The organism is Pacificitalea manganoxidans (assembly GCF_002504165.1).
Classification (GTDB): Bacteria; Pseudomonadota; Alphaproteobacteria; order Rhodobacterales; family Rhodobacteraceae; genus Pacificitalea; species Pacificitalea manganoxidans.
This window is the reverse complement of record NZ_CP021404.1, coordinates 693,922-720,268: the sequence shown is the minus strand read 5'-3', so window position 1 is coordinate 720,268 and position 26,347 is coordinate 693,922. Positions and strand designations below refer to the sequence as shown.

The following is a 26,347-nucleotide window of genomic DNA, read 5'->3' as shown; positions in this document are numbered from 1 at the left end:
GCGAGGCTTAATTCAGGGTCACGTTCATGTAGCGGGCACGGTCATCGGGGGCGGGATCGAAGCCCTCGACGCGGGTGCTGACGCCATAAATGGTCGACGTGTTGTAAAGCGGCAGATCGAGCGCCTGCTCGTGGGCATAGCGCGCCACTTCCTGCAGCGCAGCTTCGCGCACGTCGCGGTCATAGGTCTGGCGTTGCGCGTCGAGCAGCTCGTCGAGTTTCGGGTCCGATACGTACGGATTGAAACGCTCGCCGGTGTGGTAGAGGATGTAGGCGGTGTTGTCGAAATCGAAGGTCCAGCCGCCCCAACCGTAGTAGTAAATCTCGCCGGTTTTGCCGTTCTCGATGATGTCGTTGAAATAGACACCGCGCTCGTGGGTGCGGATGTTCACGTTCAGACCGACCTGACCGAGGAAGGCCGCGATCACTTGGGCGACTTCGCGGAAGGTCTCGTCGTTGTTGGGCATGTCGAGCGTGATCTCGGTGCCCGGTGCCACCCCGGCCTCTGCCAGAAGCGCCTTGGCGGCTTCGGGATCATAGGGATGGGCTTCGAGCGCGGGATCGTTGCCGAAGGACTTGGCGCCCTGCGCGCTGGAAATCGGGCTGGCCAGACCGCCCAGCAGCGCCTCGACGATGGTCTTGCGGTCAACCGCCATGGTGATGGCCTTGCGCACACGCGGATCTGCGGTGATGCCATCTGCGGTATTGAACCGGGTCAGGACGACGGTAGGGCCATCCACGGCCACCAGATCGACATTCGCGTTCTGCTTGACGGTCTCGACCGACGGCGTCGGGATGTTCATCGAGATATCGACGCCGCCAGACAGAAGCTCGGCAATCCGGGTCGCGTCTTCGGGGATGAAGCGGATATTGACCGCATCGACTTTGGCCTCACCGTTCCAATAATTGTCGAACTTCGCCAGCTTCACGCCGATGGTAGGCGTGTATTCCGTCACGTGGAAGGGGCCGGTGCCGACGGGCTTCATGTCGAAGGCGTCTTCGCCGACTTCCTCGACGTATTTCGGGGGCACGATCATTGCCCCATAGCCGGCCAGCTTGGTGATTAGCACCGGGTCGGGGCGTTCCATCATGAAATCGACGGTGTGCTCGTCGACGACGACAACCTCGCGGATCGAGGTATAGTTGCTGCGCTGCGGGCCTTTCGCGCCTTCATCACCCAGCAGGCGGTCGAAGGTGTATTTGACGGCCTCGGCATTGAACGGCTCGCCGTTGTGAAACTCCACGCCCTCGCGCAGTGTAAAGCGGATGCGGGTCTCATCGTCGAGGAATTCCCAGCCGGTGGCCAGACCGGGCTGAAGCTCGAGATCTTCACCGCGAAACACCAGCGATTCAAAGATATTGCTGCCGATCGAGCCCCAGGACAGCCGGAACGTGTCGATCGGGTCGAGGTTTTGCGGGTCTTGTTGCTGGGCGACGTTCAGAGTGGTGCTTTGAGCAAAGGCCGGGGCAGCCAGCGCGAGACAGGACACCAGCATGGCGGACCGCAGGGCGATCTTTGCCGAGAAAGGTTGGCAGATGGTCATCTATCGAAATCTCCTGTTGGGGTAGTGAAAGGTCGATTGAACGTGGGATCAGGCCCGTGCGGCGACGAAGTGCCCGTCGCTGACCGCGACGAATTCGATCGGTGCGGGTTCGTCTCCGACGGCCCGCATGCCGCTGGGGATCTCGCCTTCAAGCGGCGGCCGGGCCGGGCGCATGCCGGGGTTGAGCACCGGCACGGCGGACAGAAGCCGCTTGGTGTAGGGGTGCTGCGGATTTTCAAAGATTTGCTGGCGGGTGCCGATCTCGACGATCTGGCCCAGATACATCACGGCGACCCGGTGGCTGATGCGCTCGACCACCGCCATGTCATGGGTGATGAACAGGTAGGACAGCCCCTGCTCCGCCTGCAGCTTCATCAGCAGGTTGACCACCTGCGCCTGAACGCTGACATCAAGGGCCGAAACCGCCTCATCCGCGATGATCAGGCTCGGATCGCAGGCCAGCGCGCGGGCAATGCACAGACGCTGGCGCTGTCCGCCTGAAAACTGGTGCGGATAGCGCCCCGCATGTTCCGCCGGCAGACCGACCTTGACCAGAAGGTCCGCGACCTTCGCCTCTGCTTCGGCGCGGGAGTTGACCAGACCATGCACCCATGCCGGTTCGATCAGGCTCTCACCCACCGGCTTGCGCGGGTTGAGCGAGCCGTAGGGGTCCTGAAAGACGTATTGCGTCTGCTTGCGGAACGCCTTGCGGTCGTCGGCAGGCAGCGAAAAGATACCCTGCCCGTGAAAGCGCATCGCGCCGGAGACCGGCTCCTGCAATTGCTGGATGGTCTTGCCAACGGTCGACTTGCCGCTGCCGGATTCACCGACAAGCGCCAGCGTCTCGCCGGGATAGATATTGAACGACACCTTCTCGGCTGCATGGACACGGTGGGTCACGCGGCTCAGCAGCCCGCCCCGGATGTCGAAGCGCACCGTCAGGTCCTCGATCTCCAGAACCGGCTTGCTACGATCCACCGGCTTGGCCGGAACCTCTTCGGGCGCAATCTCCTGCCCCGGAATGTCGAAGAGCTTCGGCATCGTGGTGCCCGTCATTGATCCGATGCGCGGCACAGCTGCCAGAAGCGCTTGGGTATACGGCGCCTTGGGTTGACCCAGCACCTCTTTCACCGCCCCGGCCTCGATAGGCTTGCTGGCCCGCATCACCAGCACGTCATCGGCCATTTCCGACACGACGCCCATGTCATGACTGATGAAGATCACCGAGGTCTGCATCTCAGCCTGAAGGTCGCGGATGATGTGCAAGATCTGCGCCTGAATGGTGACGTCGAGCGCCGTGGTCGGCTCGTCCGCGATCAGGATCTTGGGCTGGCAGCAGAGCGCCATGGCGATCATCACCCGCTGGCGCATACCCCCGGACAGCTGGTGGGGGTAGTTGTCGAGCAGCCGCTTGGCATTGGGCAACCGGACCAGATCGAGAAACTCAAGCGCCTTGCGTCGCGCCGCGCCCCGCGACAGATCTTGGTGCAGCGCCAGCGTTTCGCCCATCTGCGACCCGATCGTGTAGACCGGGTTCAGCGAGGTCATCGGCTCCTGAAAGATCATCGCAATCTCGTTGCCGCGCACCTTGCGCAACTCGCGTTCGGACAATTGCCCGAGATCCACCTGCCGCCCGAGAACGTCGCTCTGAAACAGCAGTTCGCCCCCCGCAACGCGACCACCCAGATGTTTCAGCAGGCCGAGGATCGCCAGTGACGTGATCGACTTGCCAGACCCGGACTCGCCGACAATGGCAAGCGTGCGGTTGTGAGCGAGATCAAAAGACACGCCGTCGACAACACGGGCGGCTGAAGACGGTTCGCCGAACTCGACGCTCAGGTCGCGGACAGACAGCAGGGGCGCTTGTGTTGGGGTGGTCTCGGGCATGTCGGTCTCCTGCTCAAACGGTCTCGGTTTGTCGGGCTGCCAATGCGGTCGCGAGCGTGTCGATGCAGATCGCGATGGCATCGGTTGTCATGGAAAGGCTCATGGAGGCTGTCTGCCGTTTGCGCCCGCCCATCTCGGCGACGTTGCCGGGGGTCTGCGGCACATGGATGAACCCGGTGAGGGTCGGCAGGCCGCGCGTCTGGATCGCATGCGCGGTGGTATAGAGCATCTGGTTGCACAGATGCGTTCCGGCGTGGAACGACACCGCCGCCGGGATCCCCGCAGCGGTCACAGCGGCGACCATTTCGGCATGCGGCAGGGTAGCGTTGTAGGCTACTGGCCCGCCGGGCACGATCGGCGACAGGTCGACCTGCGCACCAGACCTGTCCGGCACGTCGAAGTGCCGCCAGTTGATGCCAACCATTTCGGTTTGGATGATCGCCGCTTCCGACACGCCCATGCCGAGCCAGACATCCGGGCAGTGTGCGTCGAGCAGCGCGTCGATGCTCGCCGGAAGATCGTCACTGTTGACCGGCATCACATGGCCGATCACCTCGCACCCGGTCCAACTGCGCTTGCGCAGTTCCCCTACAACTTGTGCAGCCGGGTTATTTTCCGCCTTAGCCCATGCGCCGTAACCGGCGACGAGTATCCGTGGTTGATGCACCCCTGCGTCCTTCCATGACGTAAAATTGGGCACATTTCTTGGTCACGGAACTGTTGCAGTAAAGTCATTTTGCTGCATAGGTCTATGTGTAAACCTTATATACCGCAGGACAGGACATGAAGCACCGGCAGGTCGAAGCCTTTCGATGCGTGATGCAAACCGGGACCACGGCGCAGGCGGCAAAACTCATGTCCGTGACCCAGCCCGCCGTCAGCCGGTTGATCACGGATCTTGAATTTCACTTAGGTTTCAAGCTGTTCGAGCGGAGCAAGGGGCGACTGCATCCAACGCCCGAGGCCACGCAATTCTATTCGGCGGTAGACAGGTTCTTTATCGGGATCGACGAATTGGAGCATTCCGCCCAGCAACTTCGCGACCGGTCGCCGACCTCACTGAAGGTCTTTGCGACGCCCGCGTTGTCGACGAGTATCGTCCCCAAGGCGATTTACCGCTTTCGCAAACTGCACGCAAATGTGGCATTCCAGCTTGAATCTGCCTCATACACAAAGATCGCGCTCAGGTTGCAGACACATCAGGCCAGCCTAGGAATTACCCACGCCTTCCCCGACCTGCCGGGGCTGACCCAAGAGACCTTCCTGCGAGTGCCCCATGTGTGCGCGATGCATGCCTCGCATCCTCTGTCGGGCAAGGACGTGATCGTGCCGCAGGACCTCGAGGGCGAAAATGTCCTGCGCATCCTCCCCGAGGGAGAAGTGGATTGGGACGCCACAACCGCGGTGCTGGAGAATTCCGGCGTCCGGTTCAGCAGCGACATCGCCACACAGAGCTCGCACACCGGCTATGCGCTCATTGCGGAAAATCTTGCCGTCGGGTTGATAGAGCCCTTCGCCGCGCATCCTTGGCGCCAGAACGGCGTCGTGACGCGGCCTTTCGAACCGCGCTTGAATCATACCTATGTGGTCGCCCAGCCCGATATTCAGGCGGTCTCCAGCATGATAACGGAATTTGTCGACATCCTGCGCGAAACCGCCGCGACATTTGACGCGGATTTAGGCGCGAGCGCGCATTGAGCTGACTGATCCGCCCCCCGTGGTCAGATCGGCCCGCGCTGACGCCAAGTCGATCCCGCAATTCTACTGTGCGTGGCCAACCTCGACATGAACGAGCCGGGGCTAAGGTCCGATGCATCTGGGATAAGGGGGCACAAGAGGCGCCGCTCAGTAGGGCTTTCGGAGGTGGAACATATGCCCCATGAGATGAGATCTAAGGCTTACGCCATTCTCATCGCGTCTCATGGCGGAGGAGGTGGGATTCGAACCCACGGTACGCTCTCACGCACGCCGGTTTTCAAGACCGGTGCAATAGACCACTCTGCCACTCCTCCGGCGCGGACCTCCTAGGACGGGCGAAGTGATTCTGGAAGCCCGCTGAAAACTGCCGAACGCGGACCACGGCCCTTTTCCCGTTGCGGAACTGGCTGTATGCTTCGGAAAAACCGGCCATGCACAGGGCTGGACAGGGCAGAAACGGGCCGCAGGGCGGCTCCGGGCGCGGCGCAGGCGCCGAAAGGGGCAGTAATGAAGACGGGTTTTTTCCTGAGAGCCATTTCCGGCGGGACTCTGCTTGCCGCGCTTGCGGCGTGCGAGCCGGGGGCGGATGCGGGCTCGGACGTGGGCGCTGCCGCCGACCGGCCTGCCGCCACCCGTCTGGTCGAACGTGACATCGAAGCGCCCGAAGTGTTCCAATCGACCGAACCGGGGCTGTGGGACGGGCGTCCTTCGCTTGGCGGGGTCTGGGTGGCGCATCCCGATGTCGGCGATCCCGAACGGGTCATCATCCGCAACGAAAGCAACGGCCAATTCGTGATCGGGGCGCTGTTCAAGCGCGAACGCGAAGCCGCAGGGCCCAAGATTCAGGTTTCGGCGGATGCGGCAAACGCGTTGGGCCTGCTGGCGGGGCAGCCGACCGTGCTGAACGTCACCGCCCTGCGCCGCGAGGAAAAAGCGCAGGTCGAGGCAACCGCCGGCAGTGCCGCCGCGCCGACCGCGCCGGTGATCGCGGGCGAAGCGCCCGCCGAGGGGGAGGTGGTGATTGCCGCCGCGCCCGCCACAGCGCAGGCCGCGCCTGCTTCGGGCCGCCGCTGGTTCTGGCAGAAAAAGACCCCGGCCCCCGTGCCTGCCGCGACACCCGTCGCCGCCTCCGCTGGCGAAGGTGTATTGACCGCCCCCGAAGCGATCCGCGCCACCACGCTCGATCCAATCGCCGGGGCCGCAGCGGCGATTGACGCCGCCGAAGCACGCGCCACCGCCGCCGCGCAGCCTTCTGCGAGCGCCACGCCGCTTGCCAGCGCGACCGCCGCGCCACGCGCCCCCGGCACTCTGTCCAAACCCTTTGTCCAGATCGGTATCTTCAGCGTCGAGGCCAATGCCGAACGCTCCGCCGATGCGCTGCGCAGCGCGGGCGTGGTGCCGACCGTCTACGCCCAAGAAAGCTCCGGCACCGATTTCTGGCGCGTCGTCGTCGGCCCCGCCACGACATCCAATGACCGCGAGGCCATTCTCGCGAAAGTGAAGGCGATGGGCTACGCCGACGCCTATTTTGTCTCGCGCTGATCCACTAAGCGCGTGGCATGATCCATCCCAGGGGGCCGCAGCCTGCGCCTCCGCCGACAGGAGAGTGATGAGCGCCATGCACCGTCTCACCGCACCGTTCGCGGCCCTTGCCGGGCTGATCCTGCTGTGTCTGCCGATCGCGGCACAGGCCCAGTTCGACACCCGCGCCACCGCCGCCTATGTGATCGACCAGACCACCGGCACCGTGTTGCTGACCAAAAACGCCGACACGCCGCTGCCGCCTGCCTCGATGTCAAAGCTGATGACCCTCAACATGGTGTTCGAGGCGCTGCGCGACGGGCGCGTGACGCTCGATACCACGTTCAACGTCTCGTCCCGGGCCAAGGCGATGGGCGGCTCGACGATGTTTCTCGATGAGACCGACCGCCCCCGCGTGGAGGATTTGATCAAGGGCATCATCGTGCAATCGGGCAACGACGCCTGCGTCGTGGTGGCTGAAGGGCTTGCCGGGACCGAAGATGCCTTTGCCCATATGATGAACGAGCGCGCACAGGCGCTGGGGATGACCAGTTCGACCTTTGCCAATGCCTCTGGCTGGCCCAATCCGAACCAACGGATGAGCATGCGCGATCTGGGCGAACTGGCCCGCCGCCTGATCGAGGAATTTCCTGAATACTACGGCTATTTCGGGCTGAAGGAGTTCGCCTTTGACGGGCGCGCGCCGCAGAACCATCGCAACCGCAATCCGCTGCTGCGGCTTGGCATCGGCGCCGATGGGCTGAAGACCGGGCACACCGCCGAAGCGGGCTACGGGCTTGTCGGGTCCGCCGTGCAGGGCTCGCGCCGGATCGTATTCGTCATCTCCGGGCTGGAATCCGAGGCCGAGCGCGCCGAGGAAGCGCAGCGCATCGTCAACTGGGCCTTCCGCCAGTTCGTCCAGAAAACCGTCGCCGAGGAAGGCACCCGCCTTGCTGAAATCCCCGTCTGGATGGGCGCGGAGCCGCGGGTGAGCGCCGTGTTGGGGCAGGATCTCGATCTGCTGGTGCCCGCTTTGGTGCAGGACAATATCGAGGCCGAAGTGACCTATCAGACGCCGCTGCGCGCGCCGGTGGAGCCGGGCCAGCAGATCGGCACGCTGACAGTGCGGATGCCGGACATGCAAGCTCGGGAATTCCCTCTCGTCGCCGAACGTGCGATACAGCGCGGCGGCTTCGTGCCGCGGGTCCGGACCGCCGCAACCGTTCTGTTCAACCAGTGGACGGACGACGCCGCCGGACTTTAAACGCCGCGCGCCGGGCGATCCCCTGCCGTGGCCTCTGCGCCGGGCATCTGCGCCCGGCATGACGACGGACGACGACGGGAAGACAGCGGGCGCATCATGACCGACAGCGACGGCCAGCACGGCCTGTTCATCAGCTTCGAGGGCATCGACGGCTCCGGCAAATCCACTCAGGCCAAACGGCTGGCGCAGTCTCTGCGCGACGCCGGGCATGACGTGGTGCTGACGCGGGAGCCGGGCGGCTCCGAAGGGGCCGAACTGATCCGCAAACTGGTGCTGGAGGGCGACCCGGACCGCTGGTCGGCCGAGACCGAGATCTTGCTGTTCACCGCCGCCCGCCGCGATCATCTGGAAAAGCTCATCCGCCCGGCGCTCGCCGCGGGCCAGATCGTGATCACCGATCGGTTCGCCGACAGCACGCGGATGTATCAGGGCCTCAGCCGGGGCGATTTGCGCGCGCAGGTCGACGCGCTGCACGATCTGATGATCGAAATCGAGCCGGACCTGACCGTGATCGTCGATCTGGACCCGGCGACGGGTCTGGCCCGCGCGCTGGGGCGGGGCGGCACCGAAGAACGCTTCGAAGGCTTTGGCGAGGATCTGCAACGGCGTATGCGCGCGGGGTTTCTCGCGCTGGCGGAGGCCGAACCGCGCTGCACCGTCGTGTCGGGGGACCGCAGCCCCGATGAGGTCGCCGCCGACATCCTGTCCCGCGTCGCCGCCCGGCTGGAGCAGCGCGCATGAAGGCGCCCGTCACCGAAGACCGCCCCGAAGCCGACCGGATCGACGGCGCCCCACACCCCCGCGACACGGGCGTGCTGCATGGTCACGGCGCGGCGGAGCAAACGTTTCTGGAGGCGTTCAACTCGGGCCGGCTGCATCACGCATGGCTCATCACCGGCCCCGAAGGCGTGGGCAAGGCGACGCTGGCGTGGAAGATCGCGCGCTTCCTGCTGGCCGCTCCCCTGACCGGGGATGATTTGCTTCCGGGCGGGACCGACGCGCCCGCCGCCGCAGACAGCCTCGATTTGCCCGCAGATCACCCCATCGCCCGACGCGTCCGCGCCCTGTCGGAGCCGCGCCTGTTCCTGCTTCGCCGCCCCTACGACGATAAGGCCAAGCGCCTGAAACAAGACATCACCGTGGATGCCGCGCGCGGGATGAAGGGGTTTTTCACCATGTCCGCCGTCGAAGGCGGACGCCGTGTCGTCATCGTCGACAGTGCCGATGAACTGAACACCTCCGCCGCCAACGCGGTGCTGAAATTGCTGGAGGAGCCGCCGAAAAACGCGGTGCTGCTGCTCATCAGTCACCAGCCCTCGCGCCTGCTGCCGACGATCCGGTCGCGCTGTCGCACCCTGCGCTGCGGGCCGCTGGCGCCGGCCGATCTGGCCCGCGCCGTTGAACAGGCCGGGCTCGACGCGCCGGACGAAGACGGCGCGCTGGCGGCCTTGGCCGCGGGGTCGGTGGGGGCCGCGATTTCGCTCATGCACGAGGACGGGGTCAAGCTCTATGCAGATCTGCTTACCCTCTTCGACGGGTTGCCGCAGATGGACCGCAGCCGCGCGATCAAGCTGGCCGACAGCTGCGCGGGCCGGGGCGCGGAGGCCCGCTGCGATCTGACGCTGGCGCTGATCGATCTGTTTCTCGCCCGGCTGGCCCGCACCGGCGTCGCCGGTCCTCCGTCGCCCGAGGCAGGCCCGAACGAAGCCGCGCTGATGCTTCGGCTCTGCCCGGATTCGGGCAGCGCCCGGCACTGGGCCGTGCTGCATGACGAGTTGGGCACCCGCGCCCGTCATGGCCGGGCGGTCAACCTTGACCCTGCCGCGCTGATCCTTGATACCCTGATGCGGATCAACGGCGCCGCTGCGGCGCGCACCGTATCCCAGCCCTAGCACCAATCCCGGATCTTCATGACCCAGCCTCCCGAGATCGTCGACAGCCATTGCCATCTGGATTTCCCCGACTTCGACGAGGAACGCGACGATATCATCGCCCGCGCGCAGGCCGCCGGTGTCACCCGGATGGTGACGATCTGCACCAAGCTGCGGCAGCTGCCGCAGGTGCAGGCCATCGCCGAGGCGCATGATTGCGTGTTCTTTGCCGCAGGCACCCATCCGATGAGCGCCGCCGATGAGCCGCTCGTCAGCGTCGAGGATCTGCTGGCCCTCACCGCGCATCCCAAGATGGTCGGCATCGGCGAAACCGGGCTGGATTACCATTACACGGCGGACAGCGCCGAGGTGCAAAAGCAAAGCCTGCGCATCCACTGCGCCGCTGCCGCGCAATCCGGACTGCCGCTGATCATCCATGCCCGCGCGGCGGATGACGACATGGCCGCGATCCTGACCGAAGAACACGCCAATGCGCCGTTTTCCTGCGTGATGCATTGCTACAGTTCCGGTCCCGATCTGGCGATAACCGCGCTCGATCTGGGCTTCTACCTGTCGATGTCGGGCATCGCGACCTTCCCCCGCAGCAAAGAGGTGCGCGACATCTTTGCCGCTGCGCCGCTGGACCGGGTTCTGGTGGAAACAGACAGCCCCTACCTTGCCCCGCCACCCTATCGCGGCAAACGCAACGAGCCCGCCTATACCGCGTTCACCGCGCAGGTCGGCGCCGATGTGTTCGGCGTCTCGCTGGAGGAATTCGCCGCCCGCAGCACCGCCAATTTCGAGCGCCTGTTCACCAAGGCCGCGGCATGGCGGGCACAGGCCGCCTGATGGGAGAACTGCGCTTCACCATCCTTGGCTGCGGCTCGTCGGGCGGGGTGCCGCGACTGGGCGGCCATTGGGGCGAATGCGATCCTTCGAACCCGCGCAACCACCGCCGCCGCTGTTCGCTGTTGATCGAACGCTTCGGCACCAACGGCGTGACCCGCGTGCTGATCGACACCTCGCCCGATCTGCGGTCGCAACTGCTCGACGCGGGGATCGGAACGCTGGACGCGGCGGTCTATACCCACGCCCATGCCGATCATGTCCACGGCATCGACGATCTGCGCATGGTGGTGTTCAACACGCGCGAGCGGCTGGATGTCTGGGCCGATGAGGTCACGGCCCAAGCGCTGGTCACCCGGTTCGATTATGCCTTCGTGCAGCCCGAAGGCTCCGCTTATCCGCCAATCCTGAACCTGCACCGGATCGACGGCGCAGTGCAGGTGGCGGGCGCGGGCGGCACCATCACCCTGACCCCGTTCGAAGTGCGCCACGGCAATATCGATGCGCTCGGCTTCCGCATCGGCGACGTGGCCTATCTGCCGGACGTAAACGACATCCCCGAACCGGTCTGGCCGCTGCTGGACGGGCTGGATTGCTGGATCGTCGATGCGCTGCGCCGCAAGCCACATCCCAGCCACGCGCATCTGGAACAGACCCTTGGCTGGATCGAGCGCGCCCGCCCGCGCCGCGCGATCCTCACCAATCTGCATATCGATCTCGACTATCAGATCCTCGACGCCGAGACCGCCGACCACATCACCCCCGCCCATGACGGGCTGGTGATCAGCTACCCCGCCTGATGGCCGCGCTCATCGATGTCATCTTGCCGGTCTTCCTTGTCGTGGGCTTTGGCTACCTTGCGGCGTGGCGGCGGCTGTTCAGCGAGGCCGAGGTCGACGGGCTGATGCATTTCGCGCAGGGCTTCGCCATCCCGTGCCTGCTGTTCCGCGCGATCTATCAACTCGACCTCAGCCAGCATTTCGATGTCGCCTTGCTGGCGATCTTCTACACCGGGGCGCTGACCGGGTTCTTTCTGGGGCTGCTGGGCGCGCGGTATCTGTTTCACCGCCCATGGGAAGACAGCGTGGCCATCGGCTTTATCGGGCTGTTCTCCAACACCGTTCTGCTGGGCCTGCCGATCACGGAACGCGCCTACGGGTCCGACGCGCTGACCGCCAATTACATGATTATCGCCTTCCACGCACCGTTCGGCTACCTCGTGGGGCTCACCGCGATGGAGATCGTGCGCAATCGCGGCGGCGGCGTCGTGGCCACCGCGCGTCAGATCCTGCATGCGGTGTTCAGCAACGCGCTGGTGCTGGGCATCCTGCTGGGCGCGGTGTTCAATCTGGGCGGCGTCCCGCTGCCCGGCGTCGCGACCGACGCGCTGGATCTGATCATCCGCGCCGCGTTGCCGGTCGCGCTGTTCGGGCTGGGCGGGGTGCTGTATCGCTACCGCCCCGAAGGCGACCGCGCCACCATCGCCTATATCTCCGCGGTGTCGCTGATCGTGCACCCGGTGATCGTTTACACGCTGGGCCGGTTTGCCCATCTCGACACCGCATCGCTCCGCTCCGCTGTGCTGACAGCCGGGGTCGCGCCGGGGGTGAACGCCTATCTCTTCGCCAACATGTATGGCGTGGCAAAACGGGTGGCGGCGTCTTCGGTGCTGATCGCCACGGCCCTGACCACATTGTCCATGTGGGTGTGGCTGTCGATCCTGCCCTAAGCACCCGCGCCAAGGCCGCCCACGAAAAGACCCGGCGCATCGCTGCACCGGGTCGCTCCACAGTCCCTCAACTGTTCTTCTAATCCGTCAGCCGGGCGACATGCCGCGCAGCCGCTCGCTCCGCCGACGCAGCAATTCCACCGTGGTCAGCAGCAGCACCGAAATCGCCACAAGGATCGTCGCAACCGCCAAAATCGTCGGGCTGATCTGCTCGCGCAGACCGATGAACATCTGCCACGGCAGCGTTTTCTGCGAGGCGGAGCCCACGAACAGCACCACCACCACCTCATCGAACGACGTGATGAAGGCAAATAGCCCGCCGGAGATCACGCCCGGCAGGATCAACGGCATCTGCACCTTGAAGAAGGTCCGCACCGGCCCCGCGCCCATATTCGCCGCCGCCCGCGTCAGCGACCGGTCAAAGCCGACCAGCGTCGCGGTGACGGTGATGATGACAAACGGAATACCCAGCGCGGCATGGGCCAGAACCACACCCAGATAGGTGCCCTGCATCCCCATCCGCGAATAGAAGAAATACATCCCCGCCGCCGAGATGATGAGCGGCACGATCATCGGTGAAATCAGGATCGCCATGATCGCCCGACGAAACGGCACATGCGGCTGCGACAGCCCGATGGCAGCCAGCGTGCCGAACCCCACCGACAGAAGCGTCGCCACCGGCGCGATGGTCAGCGAATTGCGCAATGCCTGCTGCCAGTCGGAATTGGTAAAGAAGTCCCGGTAATGCTTCAGCGAATAGCCCTCGGGATCGAGCGCCAGCATCTTCGGCGTGAAGGTAAAGAAGTTCTCCGCGTTGAACGACAACGGGATGATCGTGAGGATCGGCGCGATCAGGAAGAAGAAGATCAGACCGCAGAGCACCCGAAAAGCGTAATACCAGATGCGCTGGCCGGTCGTGGCGTAGGGAGGCAGAGAAGACATGTCGATTACCCCAGCTTCACGTTGTCGATGCCGACGATGCGGTCGTAGGCCCAGTAAAGGATCATCACCACCGCCAGCAGGATGGAGCCCAGCGCCGCCGCCAGCCCCCAGTTCAGCGAGCTGGAGATATGGTAGGCGATCCGGTTCGAGATGAACGTGCCCGTGGTGCCGCCCACCAGTTCAGGCGTGATGTAGTAGCCGATGGCGAGGATGAAGACGAGGATCGACCCCGCCCCGATCCCCGGCACCGAGAGCGGGAAATAGACCTTCCAGAACGCGTAACTGTTGGTCGCGCCAAGGCTTTTCGCCGCGCGCAGATAGGTCGGCGGAATGGTCTGCATCACCGAATAAAGTGGCAGGATCATGAATGGCAGCAGGATATGGGTCATCGCCACGATCGTGCCAAACTGGTTGTTGATCATGACCAGCCGGTTGCCGTCACCAATGATCCCGATCCACACAAGGATATCGTTTATGACACCCTGTTGCTGCAGCAGGATTTTCCACGCCGAGGTCCGCACCAGCAGCGAGGTCCAGAACGGCAGCAGCACGAGGATCAGCAGCAGGTTCGCGTGCCGCGCCTTGATATTGGCCAGCAGCCACGCCACCGGATAGCCCAGCGCGATGCAGCTGACGGTAATCATCAGCGACATGAACAGCGTGCGCTTGAACAACAGGATGTAGATCGCCTGATCGTCGGGCTGCGGCTCCACCCCGGCGGGGGTGAGCTGATAGTCGACGGAATTCAGGAAATAGCCGGGGGTGAACTCCCCCGAATAGGCCTTGATCGTGCCCCAGACCTCCGGGTCGAGCCAGTCATCGTCAACGTCCACGAACTGATCGCGGATGGACACGGTTTCAAATTCCGGCACCGCCTGCGCCGCGGCCGTGACCAAGGCACCCGTGGCCCCGTCAAGGTTCCCCGGCGCTCCGTTGGCGGCCAGATCGCGGTAAAGCGCGGTATAGACGAAATCCCAAGGTTGCTCTTCGGCGATATCGTCGCCGTCGAGCTCCACGATGCGGGCAAAGCCCTGCCACGCGCTTTGCGTCTCGGGCAGGGTCTCGGCCCGGCCATCGGCCAGCGCATCGGTCAGCGCGATCCATGTCGCCGGGCTTTCCCAAGCCGGATCAAGCGCGGTGAATTGTTCGGTGTAGATATCGGTATCGAGCCGGTCGGCCCGGCGCCCCGATTTGCGGAACAGCGACGAAATGCCGGTAGTCTCGTAATTCAGGCGGCTGCCCAGCCGGGTGTGGGTCTTGGCCTCGGCGGCGACCACCAGATCATAGTAGAACGCGGCAAACACGTCTTCGTCGGGCGCGTCCCCGCCCTGCTGGTAATCCCACTCGTCCAGCGCGGCGACGGTGCGCGGCAGGGTTTCGGCCACGATGTCGTTTTCGACGGAACGGAACAGCATGTCCGCGATCGGCGCGATAAACGTGACCAGCACGAAAATCAGCAGCGGTGCGATCAACAGCAATGCGCGGATCTTCTGGCGGCGCAGCGAGCGCTGCAACGAGCGTTTCAGGGGCGTGCCGTCGGCGGCGATCATACGACCATCCGCATCCTCGTTCTCGGCGATGCGCAGACCGTCATCGGGTGTCGGTCCGGTTTTGCCGGTGTTGCCCTGAATAGCATCTGCCATGAAGTTCCCTCACCTGTGGTGATCATCGGCCCGTCTGACGCGGGCATTCGGATGGTGTGGACGGGGGCGTGACACCGCCCCCGTCCGTCGTGCCGGTTAGATTACTGTGCGAGCCACGCCTGGAACTTGGCGTCCAGATCGTCGCGGTAATCAGCCCACCACTCGTAGTTGTAGAGGAACGTGTTTTCCGAGTTGGCCGGATCGGTCGGCATATGCGGAGCCATGTCGATGCCCAGATCGGCGTGCTGCCCCACCAACGGCGCGGAGGAGTTCCGGGCCGGACCGTAGGAGATGTATTTCGCCTGATCGGCCAGACGCTGGGTGTCGGTCGCGTATTTCACGAAATCCTTCACGCGCGCCAGACGGTCTTCGGGCAGACCGGCGGGAATGATCCAGCCGTCAAGGTCGAACACCTGCGCGTCCCACAGCATTTCGAACGGCTGGTCCTGCTCTTCGATCGCGGAGAACCAGCGCCCGTTATAGGACGAGCCCATCACGACCTCGCCATCAGCCAGAAGCTGCGGCGGCTCGGCGGCGGCGGACCACCACACGACCTGATCCTTGATGGTGTCGAGCTTGGCAAAGGCCTGATCCTGACCTTCTTCGGTCTCCAGCACGTCGTAGATGTCTTCCTTGGCGACACCGTCACACAGAAGCGCCCATTCGACGTTGTTGATCGGGCGCTTTTCCAGCGTCCGCTTGCCGGGATAGGTTTCCGTGTCGAACATCGCACAGATGCTGTCGGGCTCCGGCGCGCCCTCGGGCAGCAGGTCCGGGCGATAGGCGGCGGTGGTCGAATAGACGATCTGCGGGATAAAGCAGTCGGACACGATCAGATCGCCGAAATCCTCGGAGGCCGGGGTGCCGTCATCGCCTTCGGCCAGAAGCTCGTCGGGATCGAACTCCATCGCCAGACCTTCGTCGCACAGGCGGATGGCGTCGGACGCCACGACGTCGACGAGATCCCACGTCACGTTGCCCGCTTCGTTCTGCGCACGCAGCTTGGCCACCGCCTCGGGGGAGCTTTCGTCCCAAGTGACGCTGACGTCGGAATTTTCTGCGGCGTAAGGCTCGGTATAAGCCTTCTGCTGGCTCATCTGGTAGGCGCCGCCCCACGACACGATGGTCATGCTGTCGGCCATTTCGGTGTGGCTTTCAGCAAAAACGGGGGCTGCGGCCATAGACAGAACGGTCGTGGCCAGAAGTGTGGTCGTTAATTTCATACGAAATTCTCCCAATTGGTGTCCCTTTCTGATCGTCGGATCCGGGGCTGAGGGACATGGCCCGGATCGGCGGCGACTGCCGGGGCCCTTGGGCCCGGCGCGCCGCAAACTTGGCTCACGCGTCGAGCGCGCGCGCGTCGTCAGGCATCCAGCCGATTTCCACGGTCTGGCCGGGCGTCATCCGCACCTGACCCGGTGCGTTACGGGTTTTGACGATGAAATTGTCATTCCCCGCAACCCGCAGCCGCGTGCGGAAAATATCGCCCATATAGATGAATTCCAGCACCTCGGCCTTCAGCGTATGCGCGTCGTCCGACAGCTTCACGGGGTTGAATTCCACCCGTTCGGGCCGGATCGAGATCACGGTGCGGTCGCCCACGGAATTGACGTTGACGGGCTTCGCATCGATCAGCGACCCATCGTCGAGCCGGACCAGAGCCTGCCCGCCTGCGAGCTTCTCGACCGTGCCTTCCAGCGTGTTATTTTCACCGATGAACTGCGCCACGAAACTGTTCTGCGGCGCTTCATACAGCTCATCGGGCGGGGCCAGCTGCTGAATGCGGCCATCGTCGAACACCGCAACGCGGTCCGACATGGTCAGCGCCTCGGTCTGGTCATGGGTCACATAGACCACCGTGATGCCCAGATTGTCGGAGATATGCTTGATTTCGAATTGCATATGCTCGCGAAGCTGCTTGTCGAGCGCGCCCAAAGGCTCGTCCATCAACACCAATTCGGGTTCAAAAACCAGCGCGCGGGCCAATGCAATTCGCTGCTGCTGGCCACCGGACAATTGTGCCGGACGCCGCCCGCCGAATTCGCCCATTTGCACCATGTCGAGCGCGCGTTTGACCTTTGCCTCGCGCTCCGATTTGCCCAGCTTACGGACGATCAGCGGAAAGGCGAGGTTTTCAGCGACGGTCATATGCGGAAACAGCGCATAATTCTGGAACACCATCCCAATGCCGCGCTTATGCGGAGGAATGTTGTTGATCGGGTTGCCCGCCAGCTTGATTTCGCCATGCGTCGCGGTCTCGAAGCCCGCCAGCATCATCAGGCAGGTGGTCTTGCCGGACCCCGAGGGCCCCAGCATCGTCAGAAACTCGCCCTTCGGCAGTCTGAGGTTGAGATCCTTCACGACAAGCGTTTCGCCGTCGTAGCTTTTCTGCACCCGGTCGTATTCGACAAAGGCGTCCTGAGCCGTGGTATCTCCCAAAGCCGCTCCCCTATTTTATCTCATTGGCGGTCTTGATGCCGCTCGAATTGCCCTGACTAGAACAAGGTGAACGCCAGTATTCAATGCCTTGGACCGAAAAAACAGCAAACTAACTTTGCGGAAACGCCGGAACAGGGGGCGAACACATGCGTGATTGCCGAATGATAGCGCACCCTTCCGCGATATGGCCGAAATCTCCGCCGCCGCAGGCTTACCATACGTCATCTATCGGGCAAAACCGGCACCCGCCCCTGCGTCATGTTCGCACTGTGCCTGCCCTCTGTGCATCTGCGCCCCACCGCGATAGAACGGCGCCGTAGCCTGAACTCAGGGGAAACCAACGCCATGAAGACATCCATCGCCACCGTCACGGTCCCCGGAGACCTGTCCGAAAAACTCGAAGCGATCGCCGCTGCGGGCTTCTCCGGGGTCGAGATTTTCGAACAGGATTTCCTCGCCTTCGATGGCACCCCGCGCGATGTCGGCCGCATGATCCGCGACCACGGTCTGGAGATCACCCTGTTCCAGCCCTTCCGCGATTTCGAAGGCCTGCCCGAACCTCAGCGCAGCCGCGCCTTCGACCGCGCCGAGCGCAAATTCGACATCATGAATGAACTTGAGGTCGATCTGATCCTGATGTGCTCCTCCTGCCATCCCGAAAGTCTGGGTGGCATTGACCGGATCGCCGCCGATTTCGCCGAACTGGGCGACCGCGCCGCCGCCAAGGGCATCCGCGTGGGCTACGAGGCGCTGTGCTGGGGCAAGCATATCAACGATCACCGCGACGCGTGGGAGGTCGTGCGCCGCGCCGATCACACCAATGTCGGTCTGATCCTCGACAGCTTCCACACGCTGGGGCGCAAGATCGATCCCGACACCATCCGCTCCATCCCCGGCGACCGGATCTTCTACATCCATCTGGCCGATGCGCCGCAGATCGAAATGGATCTGCTCTACTGGTCCCGCCATTTCCGCAATATGCCCGGCGAGGGCGATCTGGACGTGACCGGCTTTACCCGCGCGGTGCTGGCCACCGGCTACCAAGGGCCGCTCAGCCTTGAGATCTTCAACGATCAGTTCCGCATGGGCAGCCCGCGCATGGTCGCCGCTGATGGCTATCGCTCGCTCGTCAACCTGATCGACAGCGTGCGTCGGGCGGAGCCGAGCCTGCGCATCGACGCCCCCGCGATCCCCGCCCCCGTCGCCTCCTCCGGGTTCGAGTTCATCGAATTCGCCGCCGACGAGGCCGAGGCCGAACGTCTGGGCGCGCTTCTGCACACGATGGGCTTCCAGCGCGCCGGGCGGCACATCGCCAAGGACGTGACCCTATGGCGGCAGGGCGAGATCAACATCGTCATCAATACCGAGCGCGAAGGCTTCGCCCATTCCGCCTATATCATGCACGGCACCAGCATCTGCGATCTGGGTCTGCGCGTGGCCGATGCGCAGGCGACGGTGGACCGGGCCGTGGCGCTTGGCACGCCCACCTTCAGCCAGCCCATCGGCCCCGGTGAACTCGACATTCCCGCCATTCGCGGTGTCGGCGGCGGCGTCATGCACTTCATCGACGACAGCGCCGATCTGAGCCGCGTCTGGGACGTGGAATTTAAGCCGGCGCAGGACGAGGCACAGGTCACCCCCGCCGGGCTGACCCGCATCGACCACATCGCGCAGACCATGAATTACGAGGAAATGCTCAGCTGGTCGCTGTTCTACACCTCCCTGTTCGAGGCGTCGAAATCGCCGATGGTCGACGTGATCGACCCCGATGGCATCGTCCGCTCGCAGGTGATCGAAAGCCCGGACGCCAAGCTGCGCGTCACCCTCAACGGCGCCGAAAGCCACCGAACCTTCGCCGGGCGCTACTTGGCCGACAGTTTCGGCTCGGCGGTGCAGCACGCGGCCTTTGAAACCGATGACATCTTCGCCACCGCGCAGGCGCTTTCGGCCAACGGGTTCGCGCCGCTCAAACTGCCGGAAAACTACTACGAAGACCTCGAAGCGCGCTTCGGCCTCGACCCCGACCTGCTCGACCGGATGCGCGCGGCGAACATCCTCTATGATCGCCACGGCGACGCGGAATTCTTCCAGATTTTCTCGCAGACCTATGGCGACGGCATGTTCTTTGAAATCGTCCAGCGCCGCGGCAGCTACGCAGGCTACGGCGCCGCCAACGCCCCCTTCCGCATCGCCGCCCAAAAACGCGCCCAACCCGGCAAGGGCGTCCCGCGAAGATAAAGCGCGCCCGCGCATCCTGTTTTGGGATGCGCGGGTTACTGCCCTAGCCCCGAAGCCGGGTGATCAAATCCAGCACATTGGTGATCCGTGCGCCTTCGAAATCCTCGATAGCGGCCCAGATCGTGTCGTAGCCGTCCTGTATATAACGAGCGCCGCGCCCGTTATATTCAAAGCCCGGCACCTCACGCCATAACACCCTTTGAACAAACGTAAAATCATCTTGCGTTGCTATCGGCCGCACGATCGCGACAGACATCCCGCCCTGCGCCCCAATATGCAATGCAACACATTTTTCATTAAAGATTTCGGGTGGAAATTCGAACTCATACACGTCCCAATAGTTCCAATTCAGATCTTCCCCGATACCAAGGTCAGCGAATGCTTGCGCTGCGCCTTCGATGTCCTCCAGGTTCTGATCTGTATAAATTAATGGCATCGCCTCATAGAGATGGGGCTGCTGTCTCAGTGCTGCAAGAAAATTCAGTGGCGCTATCTGGCCAGCTTCGATGACGTTAAGACCGTTGCGTCGATATCGAAGCTCACATATTCCATAATGATCGTTGGTGGCTTCGCTTCCCGCCTGATACGCCGTTTTGGCATTTAAGAAGGCCTCGGCAGCATCACTCCCTTCGATATGCGCTGCCAGTTCCAGACGACCGTCTGGTCTCATCTGCAGTCCAGGCCGGGTCGCATTCGCAGAGCCAACAAGCGCGGCAACCTCGCTCGAGAATGTTTTTGCGTGCAGATCGGGATGCACGCGCAGCCGATCGCCAAGAAGTCTTTGAAGATTTCTAAATTCATCCGGGGACGTCCCGCCAGCGTTGACATCCAATACGACATGCAGGTTTTCCAACTCCGCATCTTTTAGCAACCAATCACTTGAGCCCCCGCTCCAATAGGAAACAGCCAGATAGCGCTCGCCTTCAGATTGGCAGATCTGTCGCGCGGCTTCACCGATTGCCGGTCCGGTCAGAATAGTCATGTTAGTCTCTCCACTGGTTAAAATCGCGACTTTCGCGTTCATTTCCCAAATCAGGCCGTCATGGCCAGCAATCTGTGCTGCATGATCGTCGGGGCGGTTTGATCCAATGCAACCGTTCCGATGATTTTCCGCAACCTTTTATGTCCGAAATCTTCCAGTTCGTCTTGCAGGTCAGAGGATAGCACCGCCTCAATCAGCGGCACGGACGGGTTCAACGCGACAGCGAGCGTCGATGCCCTTCCACGCCGACGGCGACCGCGCTCCTTTACAAGATCTATCCGCACAGCCCCGTGCCATTCGGCATAGAACGCGGTGTGCCCCTCCACCCGAACAACCCGAGGCGGGACAAGGTAATCCCCGGCATATTCCGGCAGCAGACCCTCGCCCGCACTGCCAAGTGCGAGCCCTTGTCCCAAGCAGAACCGGACAACATCCTGCAAATGGCGCAGGCCAATTGCCTCGTTGGAGGGCCCAAGCGCCGCGACGACCGCGCCGCGTTCACAATCGACCTCCAATACCGCCACCAGACCCGCCTCGCCCCGCAGGGCCCAGAATGCGCGCGTCTTCGCTAGAAAATTGCGCCAATATTCCAGATCGTGGGCCAGACAGTTCTGACCTTCGCGCCCCAGCTTTATGACTTCATCCAACGTCGTGCAGCGCTCCGCCGTGATTTGGCCGCTGATCTGCCTGTTTTTGGCACACACCGTTTCAAACCGTCGCGCACGCAATGCCGCCCGCTGGGCACGATCCAACAGATCGGCGGCGCGGTCCTCAAGGTCGTCGATGTCCCGACCGCGATGCGGCACCCCCCGCAAGAAGGCCTGCGCATCTCGTGCCCCAGTTTCATTCGATCCGGCCAGCTGCGTTACGTTTTCGAAAACAGTCAGCAACGCGCGCAAACGTCGGTCAAAAAACCGGTCGGGTTGAAATCTGTAAAGCACGCTTTGCGCTTTGAACTTCGTTTGCGCCCAGTCAGGATCAGTCTTCCGACGGCGGGCGCGCACGACACTATCGGAATGCATGGCGATCCGAACCATTGCGTTTCGCAATCCGGGTGCACGCTCTTTGAGTGCGGGACTCGCATTCCGGAGCAACATGTCGACGTGACTTTGTAGCGCGCCAATGTTGATAATATCGCGGGACATATACTCACCATTCACTAGACATAGTTGGACACCCCCCGTGCAGCGCGTGCACGGGCTTTCGACAACAGACTTGGAGGGGCGCTTAAAGTTTCGCGCGCAGTTCGTGGCGTTGCTCGACCGGCAACAGGTCAGCGACGGCAAGCAGCAGATCCAGCAAACGCCGATCCTCACCGGCGGGTGCCTCAATGGCGTGGTCAGGCCGCAAAACCATCAGACGCACGGATTTGCGCGGTCGTTTACCGAAACCGTCGAGCCAATTCACAAGGACTTCGTGATATTTGCGATACGCAGGGGAAGACGGGCTGAGCTCTTCGAAAAATTCCGCAAGCGCCGCCTCCGTGCTGCGCCCGTTCAGGGATTTGTAATCGGCCAGATAGGTGTCCGCATCTAGGTCGTGATACCCGACCCACTTGCTGAAGCCGAATTTCAGATCATCCTTATCGCGGTCATCGACGTAAAAGGCATGAACAAATGCCAGCCGGTCCACCAACTCGTCCGAGGTCTGAAGCGCATGCTGCAGGCTCGCTATGTTGTCGATGACCTCTTTTCCGGAACTCACTAGCTTCATCGTTAACCCCCATGCACCTCTACCTTGCCTAGAATCAACCTACAGGATCAAATCCGCTCTGTCAACTGGATCACGCAGGTCTGCAAGACCCCGCCTAGTTGGCAGGGCGAATGGTGGCTTGGATTCGTCTGAGAGGATCAGTGGTGCGGGTGAAGGGACTCGAACCCCCACGCCAAAGGCGCCAGAACCTAAATCTGGTGCGTCTACCAGTTCCGCCACACCCGCACTGACCTCGGCGCCATAGGGGCCGGGCGGGTGGTTCTTACACCGGGCGGGGCGGTCTGGCGAGGGGGTTTTTGCGGCTTTCGTCACAGACCGTGATCGCGCAGCACCTGGGGCAGCGTGTCGGGCAGATCTTCGGCGATCAGGCCGGGGCCAAAGCGGCGGGCGGTCTCCACATGCAGCCATGCGGCAACCTCGACCTGACCGTGCACATCCTGCGCGCCGCGTCCCGCGATCAGCCCGGCGATCAAGCCCGACAGCACGTCACCCGCTCCGGCGGTGCCCAGCCACGGCGCGGCGCGGGCATAGACCCCGGCATGGAGCGAGCTTGCACCGTCAGGCCCCGCGATCACCGTCGCCGCGCCTTTCAGCAGCACCACCGCGCCGGCCCGGTCTGCCGCCACGCGCACCGCGTCGATCTTGGAGCCCTCGCGCCGTGCCTCGGCCAGATCAGGAAAGAGGCGCGCGAATTCCCCCTCATGGGGGGTCAGCACGACACGGGGATGCAGCGCGGCAAATAACGCATCCGGCGCGTCGGCAAAGGCGCTCAGCGCCCCGGCATCCAGCACTGTTGGCCGCCCTGCCCCCAGCGCCGCCAGCACCAGATCCCGCGTGCGCGCGTCGGGCGGCAGCCCCGGCCCCAGACACAGCGCGCTCAGCCGCGCATCCTCCAGCAGCTCGGTCAGCGCCGCCGCATCCGCACAGCGCGCCAGCATCACCGCATCCAGCCGGGCGGCATTCTCGATCAGCGCGGCGGGCGGCACGGCCAGCGTCACCAGCCCGGCCCCGACCCGTAACGCCGCACGCGCCGCCATCCGCGCCGCGCCGCCTTGCGCCACCTTCCCGCCCAGCACCAAAACATGCCCGCGGGTGTATTTGTGATCGCCATTGCCCGGCGCGACGCGGGCGCCCAGCCAGCGCGGCGGGCTTGCGGGCGCGACCAGCCGGGTGATCGGGCCCGTAGGCGGCGCTTCGAGCGGTGGCACATCCTCGGGCGGAAGACCGATCGGCACGACCGTCAACGCGCCGCAGATCTCCGGCCCCCGGCTTAGGTAATGACCGGGCTTCGGGCTGTGGAAACTCAGCGTCAGATCGGCGGGCAGCACCGGCGCGTCCTCACCGCCGACCACCTCGCCCGTATCCGCCGACAGGCCCGATGGACAGTCCAGCGCCACGCGGGCACAGGCCCCTTCGCCCGCCCGCGCCCGGACCGCCGCCTGCACATCCGCCAAAAGCGGGTCAAGCGGGCGGCCCAGCCCGGTGCCAAACAGCGCGTCGATCACCACATCGGGGCGCGCGCCCGCTTCGGCGGCGGCGCGCGCCAGATCTTCGCGCGGCCCGTCCCACAGATCCGCCATCCGGGCGGCATCGCCGGATTGCCCCGCGCCGGGCAGGCTCAGTACCTCCACGCGCCACCCGGCCTGCGCCAGATGCCGCGCCACGACGAAGCCATCGCCTCCATTATTACCGGGACCGCACAAAATTACCGCATGACGATGTTTCACGGGGAACGCATCGCGGATCGCCTGCGCCGCGCCCTGCCCGGCCCGCTCCATCAGATCGGCGCCGCTGCACTTTCCGCAGGCAATCGCAGCGGCCTCCGTGCTGCGCATTTGGGCAGAAGTCAGAATCCCCGTCATCGCCGCCTCGTTTTTCGTTTCCAAACTGCACGTTTATCGGGCATGTCGCCGCTTATTCATGCGGCACATCAGATTCGGGCAGTTGCCCCCCCGACGCGCCCCGCTCTTGAATTGTAGCCGCTGCGGGGATTTGATCTGACCCATGACCGAAACGGATATCAAGGGAGTCGGCTCACAATGAAAAAAATCGAGGCGATCATCAAACCCTTCAAACTCGACGACGTGAAGGAGGCACTCCAAGAGATCGGCGTGCAGGGCCTAAGCGTGATCGAGGTCAAGGGCTTCGGACGCCAGAAGGGCCACACGGAATTGTATCGCGGCGCGGAATACGTCGTGGACTTCCTCCCCAAGGTGAAAATCGAGGTGGTCCTGTCGGATCACCAGCTGGATCAGGCGCTCGACGCGATCGTCGCCGCCGCCAAGACCGACAAGATCGGCGACGGCAAGATCTTCGTGTCCAGCGTCGAACAGGCCATCCGCATCCGCACCGGCGAAGACGGCGACGACGCCCTCTGACACCGGCCCTCCCATCCGGCCACGCGCAGCCCTGCCCGTGGCCGACCTGCGACCATTCAACTGAGAAGGAATGAAGGACTTATGAGCAATTCTGACGTTCTTAAGCAAATCAAGGACGAAGACGTCGAATACGTCGACATTCGTTTCACCGATCCGCGCGGCAAGCTGCAGCATGTGACGCTGGTGGCCGATCAGGTGGACGAAGACTTCCTCGAAGAAGGCTTCATGTTCGACGGCTCCTCGATTGCCGGCTGGAAGTCCATCGACCAGTCCGACATGAAACTGATGCCGTCGTCCGGCTCCGCGTATATCGATCCGTTCTACGCGGAAAAGACCCTGTGCCTGCATTGCACCGTGGTCGAGCCCGACACCGGCGAAGCCTATGATCGCGACCCGCGCGGCACCGCCGAGAAGGCCGAAGCCTACCTGAAGTCCACCGGCATCGGTGACACGTCCTACTTCGGGCCCGAAGCCGAATTCTTCCTGTTCGATGACGTCCGCTATCAGGTCGGCATCAACAAGGTGTCCTATCAGGTGGATGCGACCGACGCGTCGTGGAACACCGACACCGAGTTCGAAATGGGCAACATGGGTCACCGTCCCGGCGTCAAGGGCGGCTACTTCCCGGTCAACCCGATCGACGAAGCTCAGGACCTGCGCGCCGAGATGCTCTCGACCATGAAGCGCATGGGCATGAAGGTGGACAAGCACCACCACGAGGTCGCGTCCTGCCAGCACGAGCTGGGCCTGATCTTCGGGACCCTGACCCATCAGGCCGACGAGATTCAGAAATACAAATACGTCATCCACAACGTGGCGCATGCCTACGGCAAATCGGCGACCTTCATGCCGAAGCCGATCGCAGGCGACAACGGCACCGGGATGCACGTGAACATGTCCATCTTCAAAGACGGCAAGCCGATCTTTGCGGGTGACAAATATGCCGACCTCTCCGACGAGGCGCTGTATTTCATCGGCGGTATCCTGAAGCACGCCAAGGCGCTCAACGCCTTCACCAACCCCTCGACCAACTCCTACAAGCGTCTGATCCCCGGCTTCGAAGCCCCGGTTCTGCGCGCGTATTCGGCCCGCAACCGCTCCGGCTGCGTCCGTATCCCGTGGGCCGAGAACCCCAAGGCGAAGCGCGTCGAAGCTCGCTTCCCCGATCCCTCCGCCAACCCCTACCTGTGCTTCTCCGCACTGCTGATGGCTGGCATCGACGGCATCAAGAACAAGATCCATCCCGGCGACGCGATGGACAAGGATCTCTACGATCTGCCGCCCGAAGAACTGGCCGGCATCCCGACCGTCTGCGCCTCGCTCCGCGAAGCGCTGGAAGAGCTGGAAGCCGACATGGACTTCCTGCTGGCCGGCGACGTGTTCACCAAGAGCCAGATCGAAGGCTACATGGATCTCAAATGGGAAGAGATCTACGCCTACGAGCACACCCCGCACCCGATGGAATTCAAGCTGTATTACAGCTGCTGATCCATCCCGCGAGGGACGACTATCGGAAAGAGCGGACCAGTCGGTCCGCTCTTTTTCGTTACAGGCCCTGCTGTCGAATGACCGCCATCCCCGCGCCGCCGGTCACCTGCTCCCGCCCACAGCCTACCCGTGCCGAGCCAAGCGCCCCCGCTCTCGAACAAGGCC

At 63.4% G+C, this 26,347-nt stretch carries 21 protein-coding genes, 2 tRNA genes and 1 pseudogene; 11 read left to right on the top strand and 13 right to left on the bottom strand.

Translation table 11 applies throughout. The features are described from left to right. Positions 1 to 7: 7 nt before the first annotated feature. From CBW24_RS03305 to CBW24_RS03295, 3 genes are read right to left on the bottom strand one after another with little or no spacing between them, the layout of a single operon-like run. A complete protein-coding gene (locus tag CBW24_RS03305) occupies positions 8 to 1,543 on the bottom strand; it encodes an ABC transporter substrate-binding protein (RefSeq protein ID WP_097372664.1) in 1,536 nt (511 codons plus the stop codon). A 48-nt stretch (positions 1,544 to 1,591) separates the two neighbouring features. Beyond that, complete coding sequence (locus tag CBW24_RS03300; protein ID WP_097372663.1) at positions 1,592 to 3,430, bottom strand: ABC transporter ATP-binding protein; 1,839 nt, start codon at positions 3,428 to 3,430, stop codon at positions 1,592 to 1,594. A 13-nt stretch (positions 3,431 to 3,443) separates the two neighbouring features. Continuing rightward, positions 3,444 to 4,097: a pyroglutamyl-peptidase I gene (locus tag CBW24_RS03295; protein WP_157773034.1), complete on the bottom strand. Its 654-nt coding sequence runs from the start codon at positions 4,095 to 4,097 to the stop codon at positions 3,444 to 3,446. Between the two features lie 116 nt (positions 4,098 to 4,213). On the opposite strand from CBW24_RS03295, the gene CBW24_RS03290 reads away from it, so the two are divergent. After that, positions 4,214 to 5,128, top strand: a complete 915-nt coding sequence (locus tag CBW24_RS03290; RefSeq protein WP_097372661.1) for a LysR family transcriptional regulator — start codon at positions 4,214 to 4,216, stop codon at positions 5,126 to 5,128. 224 nt (positions 5,129 to 5,352) lie between these two features. On the opposite strand, the gene CBW24_RS03285 is transcribed toward CBW24_RS03290, so the two are convergent. Next, positions 5,353 to 5,442 (bottom strand) — tRNA-Ser (locus CBW24_RS03285). A gap of 193 nt (positions 5,443 to 5,635) precedes the next feature. On the opposite strand from CBW24_RS03285, the gene CBW24_RS03280 reads away from it, so the two are divergent. The 7 genes from CBW24_RS03280 (at position 5,636) to CBW24_RS03250 (ending at position 12,359) form a co-directional block, all read left to right on the top strand. Beyond that, positions 5,636 to 6,670 (top strand): SPOR domain-containing protein, encoded by a 1,035-nt coding sequence (locus CBW24_RS03280; RefSeq protein WP_097372660.1) that lies wholly within the window; start codon positions 5,636 to 5,638, stop codon positions 6,668 to 6,670. A 67-nt stretch (positions 6,671 to 6,737) separates the two neighbouring features. Beyond that, positions 6,738 to 7,913 (top strand): D-alanyl-D-alanine carboxypeptidase family protein, encoded by a 1,176-nt coding sequence (locus CBW24_RS03275; RefSeq protein ID WP_374708986.1) that lies wholly within the window; start codon positions 6,738 to 6,740, stop codon positions 7,911 to 7,913. Between the two features lie 96 nt (positions 7,914 to 8,009). Continuing rightward, positions 8,010 to 8,654, top strand: coding sequence for a dTMP kinase (gene tmk / locus CBW24_RS03270; protein ID WP_097372659.1), 645 nt, complete (start codon positions 8,010 to 8,012; stop codon positions 8,652 to 8,654). Then, positions 8,651 to 9,805: a DNA polymerase III subunit delta' gene (locus CBW24_RS03265; protein WP_097372658.1), complete on the top strand. Its 1,155-nt coding sequence runs from the start codon at positions 8,651 to 8,653 to the stop codon at positions 9,803 to 9,805. The genes tmk and CBW24_RS03265 overlap by 4 nt, the downstream gene beginning before the upstream one ends. Positions 9,806 to 9,823: 18 nt before the next feature. Then, a complete protein-coding gene (locus tag CBW24_RS03260) occupies positions 9,824 to 10,633 on the top strand; it encodes a TatD family hydrolase (protein WP_097372657.1) in 810 nt (269 codons plus the stop codon). After that, positions 10,633 to 11,430, top strand: a complete 798-nt coding sequence (locus CBW24_RS03255; RefSeq protein WP_088662575.1) for an MBL fold metallo-hydrolase — start codon at positions 10,633 to 10,635, stop codon at positions 11,428 to 11,430. Before CBW24_RS03260 ends, CBW24_RS03255 begins: the two co-directional genes overlap by 1 nt. Continuing rightward, positions 11,430 to 12,359: an AEC family transporter gene (locus CBW24_RS03250; protein WP_097372656.1), complete on the top strand. Its 930-nt coding sequence runs from the start codon at positions 11,430 to 11,432 to the stop codon at positions 12,357 to 12,359. Before CBW24_RS03255 ends, CBW24_RS03250 begins: the two co-directional genes overlap by 1 nt. 87 nt (positions 12,360 to 12,446) lie before the next feature. On the opposite strand, the pseudogene CBW24_RS03245 reads toward CBW24_RS03250, so the two are convergent. From CBW24_RS03245 to CBW24_RS03230, 4 genes and pseudogenes are all read right to left on the bottom strand, one after another. Then, a pseudogene (locus CBW24_RS03245) lies at positions 12,447 to 13,292 on the bottom strand (ABC transporter permease); the annotation flags it as partial. A 14-nt stretch (positions 13,293 to 13,306) separates the two neighbouring features. Further along, positions 13,307 to 14,944 carry an ABC transporter permease gene (locus CBW24_RS03240; RefSeq protein WP_198405221.1) on the bottom strand — a complete coding sequence of 546 codons (1,638 nt, stop codon included), beginning with the start codon at positions 14,942 to 14,944 and terminating at the stop codon, positions 13,307 to 13,309. A 101-nt stretch (positions 14,945 to 15,045) separates the two neighbouring features. Continuing rightward, entirely contained in the window at positions 15,046 to 16,167 is a 1,122-nt protein-coding gene (locus CBW24_RS03235) for an extracellular solute-binding protein (RefSeq protein ID WP_088662299.1), read from the bottom strand. Positions 16,168 to 16,282: 115 nt separating this feature from the next. Next, entirely contained in the window at positions 16,283 to 17,383 is a 1,101-nt protein-coding gene (locus CBW24_RS03230; protein ID WP_088662300.1) for an ABC transporter ATP-binding protein, read from the bottom strand. 345 nt (positions 17,384 to 17,728) lie between these two features. Between CBW24_RS03230 and CBW24_RS03225 the strand changes: the two genes are divergently transcribed. Further along, on the top strand, positions 17,729 to 19,621 hold the full coding sequence (locus CBW24_RS03225; RefSeq protein ID WP_097372655.1) for a bifunctional sugar phosphate isomerase/epimerase/4-hydroxyphenylpyruvate dioxygenase family protein: 1,893 nt from the start codon (positions 17,729 to 17,731) through the stop codon (positions 19,619 to 19,621). Positions 19,622 to 19,664: 43 nt separating this feature from the next. Here CBW24_RS03225 and CBW24_RS03220 read toward each other — a convergent pair whose 3' ends face one another. The 5 genes from CBW24_RS03220 to CBW24_RS03200 all read right to left on the bottom strand — a co-directional run bounded on the left by CBW24_RS03220 (position 19,665) and on the right by CBW24_RS03200 (position 24,178). Next, positions 19,665 to 20,603 carry a phospholipase D family protein gene (locus tag CBW24_RS03220; RefSeq protein ID WP_097372654.1) on the bottom strand — a complete coding sequence of 313 codons (939 nt, stop codon included), beginning with the start codon at positions 20,601 to 20,603 and terminating at the stop codon, positions 19,665 to 19,667. A gap of 50 nt (positions 20,604 to 20,653) precedes the next feature. After that, positions 20,654 to 21,748 carry a hypothetical protein gene (locus tag CBW24_RS03215; RefSeq protein ID WP_157773032.1) on the bottom strand — a complete coding sequence of 365 codons (1,095 nt, stop codon included), beginning with the start codon at positions 21,746 to 21,748 and terminating at the stop codon, positions 20,654 to 20,656. An 82-nt stretch (positions 21,749 to 21,830) separates the two neighbouring features. Continuing rightward, positions 21,831 to 22,307, bottom strand: a complete 477-nt coding sequence (locus CBW24_RS03210; protein ID WP_097372652.1) for a hypothetical protein — start codon at positions 22,305 to 22,307, stop codon at positions 21,831 to 21,833. A 150-nt stretch (positions 22,308 to 22,457) separates the two neighbouring features. Beyond that, a tRNA-Leu gene (locus CBW24_RS03205) sits at positions 22,458 to 22,541 on the bottom strand. Positions 22,542 to 22,624: 83 nt separating this feature from the next. Next, the gene (locus CBW24_RS03200) at positions 22,625 to 24,178 is read right to left on the bottom strand and encodes an NAD(P)H-hydrate dehydratase (protein WP_097372651.1); all 1,554 of its coding nucleotides are present in this window, start codon (positions 24,176 to 24,178) and stop codon (positions 22,625 to 22,627) included. A 177-nt stretch (positions 24,179 to 24,355) separates the two neighbouring features. Here CBW24_RS03200 and CBW24_RS03195 point away from each other — a divergent pair, with 177 nt between their 5' ends. Together CBW24_RS03195 and glnA are read left to right on the top strand one after the other, a co-directional pair. Continuing rightward, positions 24,356 to 24,694, top strand: a complete 339-nt coding sequence (locus CBW24_RS03195; RefSeq protein ID WP_088662304.1) for a P-II family nitrogen regulator — start codon at positions 24,356 to 24,358, stop codon at positions 24,692 to 24,694. Positions 24,695 to 24,775: 81 nt separating this feature from the next. Next, the gene (gene glnA, locus CBW24_RS03190) at positions 24,776 to 26,182 is read left to right on the top strand and encodes a type I glutamate--ammonia ligase (protein WP_088662305.1); all 1,407 of its coding nucleotides are present in this window, start codon (positions 24,776 to 24,778) and stop codon (positions 26,180 to 26,182) included. Positions 26,183 to 26,347 lie beyond the last annotated feature (165 nt).

Bases quoted from the DNA above. Each gene is read 5' to 3' on its own strand.
- CBW24_RS03200 (WP_097372651.1), bottom strand. From the start codon at position 24,178: ATGACGGGGATTCTGACTTCTGCCCAAATGCGCAGCACGGAGGCCGCT.
- CBW24_RS03255 (WP_088662575.1), top strand. From the start codon at position 10,633: ATGGGAGAACTGCGCTTCACCATCCTTGGCTGCGGCTCGTCGGGCGGG.
- CBW24_RS03195 (WP_088662304.1), top strand. From the start codon at position 24,356: ATGAAAAAAATCGAGGCGATCATCAAACCCTTCAAACTCGACGACGTG.
- glnA (WP_088662305.1), top strand. From the start codon at position 24,776: ATGAGCAATTCTGACGTTCTTAAGCAAATCAAGGACGAAGACGTCGAA.
- tmk (WP_097372659.1), top strand. From the start codon at position 8,010: ATGACCGACAGCGACGGCCAGCACGGCCTGTTCATCAGCTTCGAGGGC.
- CBW24_RS03265 (WP_097372658.1), top strand. From the start codon at position 8,651: ATGAAGGCGCCCGTCACCGAAGACCGCCCCGAAGCCGACCGGATCGAC.
- CBW24_RS03300 (WP_097372663.1), bottom strand. From the start codon at position 3,430: ATGCCCGAGACCACCCCAACACAAGCGCCCCTGCTGTCTGTCCGCGAC.
- CBW24_RS03215 (WP_157773032.1), bottom strand. From the start codon at position 21,748: ATGTCCCGCGATATTATCAACATTGGCGCGCTACAAAGTCACGTCGAC.
- CBW24_RS03250 (WP_097372656.1), top strand. From the start codon at position 11,430: ATGGCCGCGCTCATCGATGTCATCTTGCCGGTCTTCCTTGTCGTGGGC.
- CBW24_RS03220 (WP_097372654.1), bottom strand. From the start codon at position 20,603: ATGACTATTCTGACCGGACCGGCAATCGGTGAAGCCGCGCGACAGATC.
- CBW24_RS03235 (WP_088662299.1), bottom strand. From the start codon at position 16,167: ATGAAATTAACGACCACACTTCTGGCCACGACCGTTCTGTCTATGGCC.
- CBW24_RS03260 (WP_097372657.1), top strand. From the start codon at position 9,824: ATGACCCAGCCTCCCGAGATCGTCGACAGCCATTGCCATCTGGATTTC.
- CBW24_RS03275 (WP_374708986.1), top strand. From the start codon at position 6,738: ATGAGCGCCATGCACCGTCTCACCGCACCGTTCGCGGCCCTTGCCGGG.
- CBW24_RS03290 (WP_097372661.1), top strand. From the start codon at position 4,214: ATGAAGCACCGGCAGGTCGAAGCCTTTCGATGCGTGATGCAAACCGGG.
- CBW24_RS03305 (WP_097372664.1), bottom strand. From the start codon at position 1,543: ATGACCATCTGCCAACCTTTCTCGGCAAAGATCGCCCTGCGGTCCGCC.
- CBW24_RS03280 (WP_097372660.1), top strand. From the start codon at position 5,636: ATGAAGACGGGTTTTTTCCTGAGAGCCATTTCCGGCGGGACTCTGCTT.
- CBW24_RS03225 (WP_097372655.1), top strand. From the start codon at position 17,729: ATGAAGACATCCATCGCCACCGTCACGGTCCCCGGAGACCTGTCCGAA.
- CBW24_RS03240 (WP_198405221.1), bottom strand. From the start codon at position 14,944: ATGGCAGATGCTATTCAGGGCAACACCGGCAAAACCGGACCGACACCC.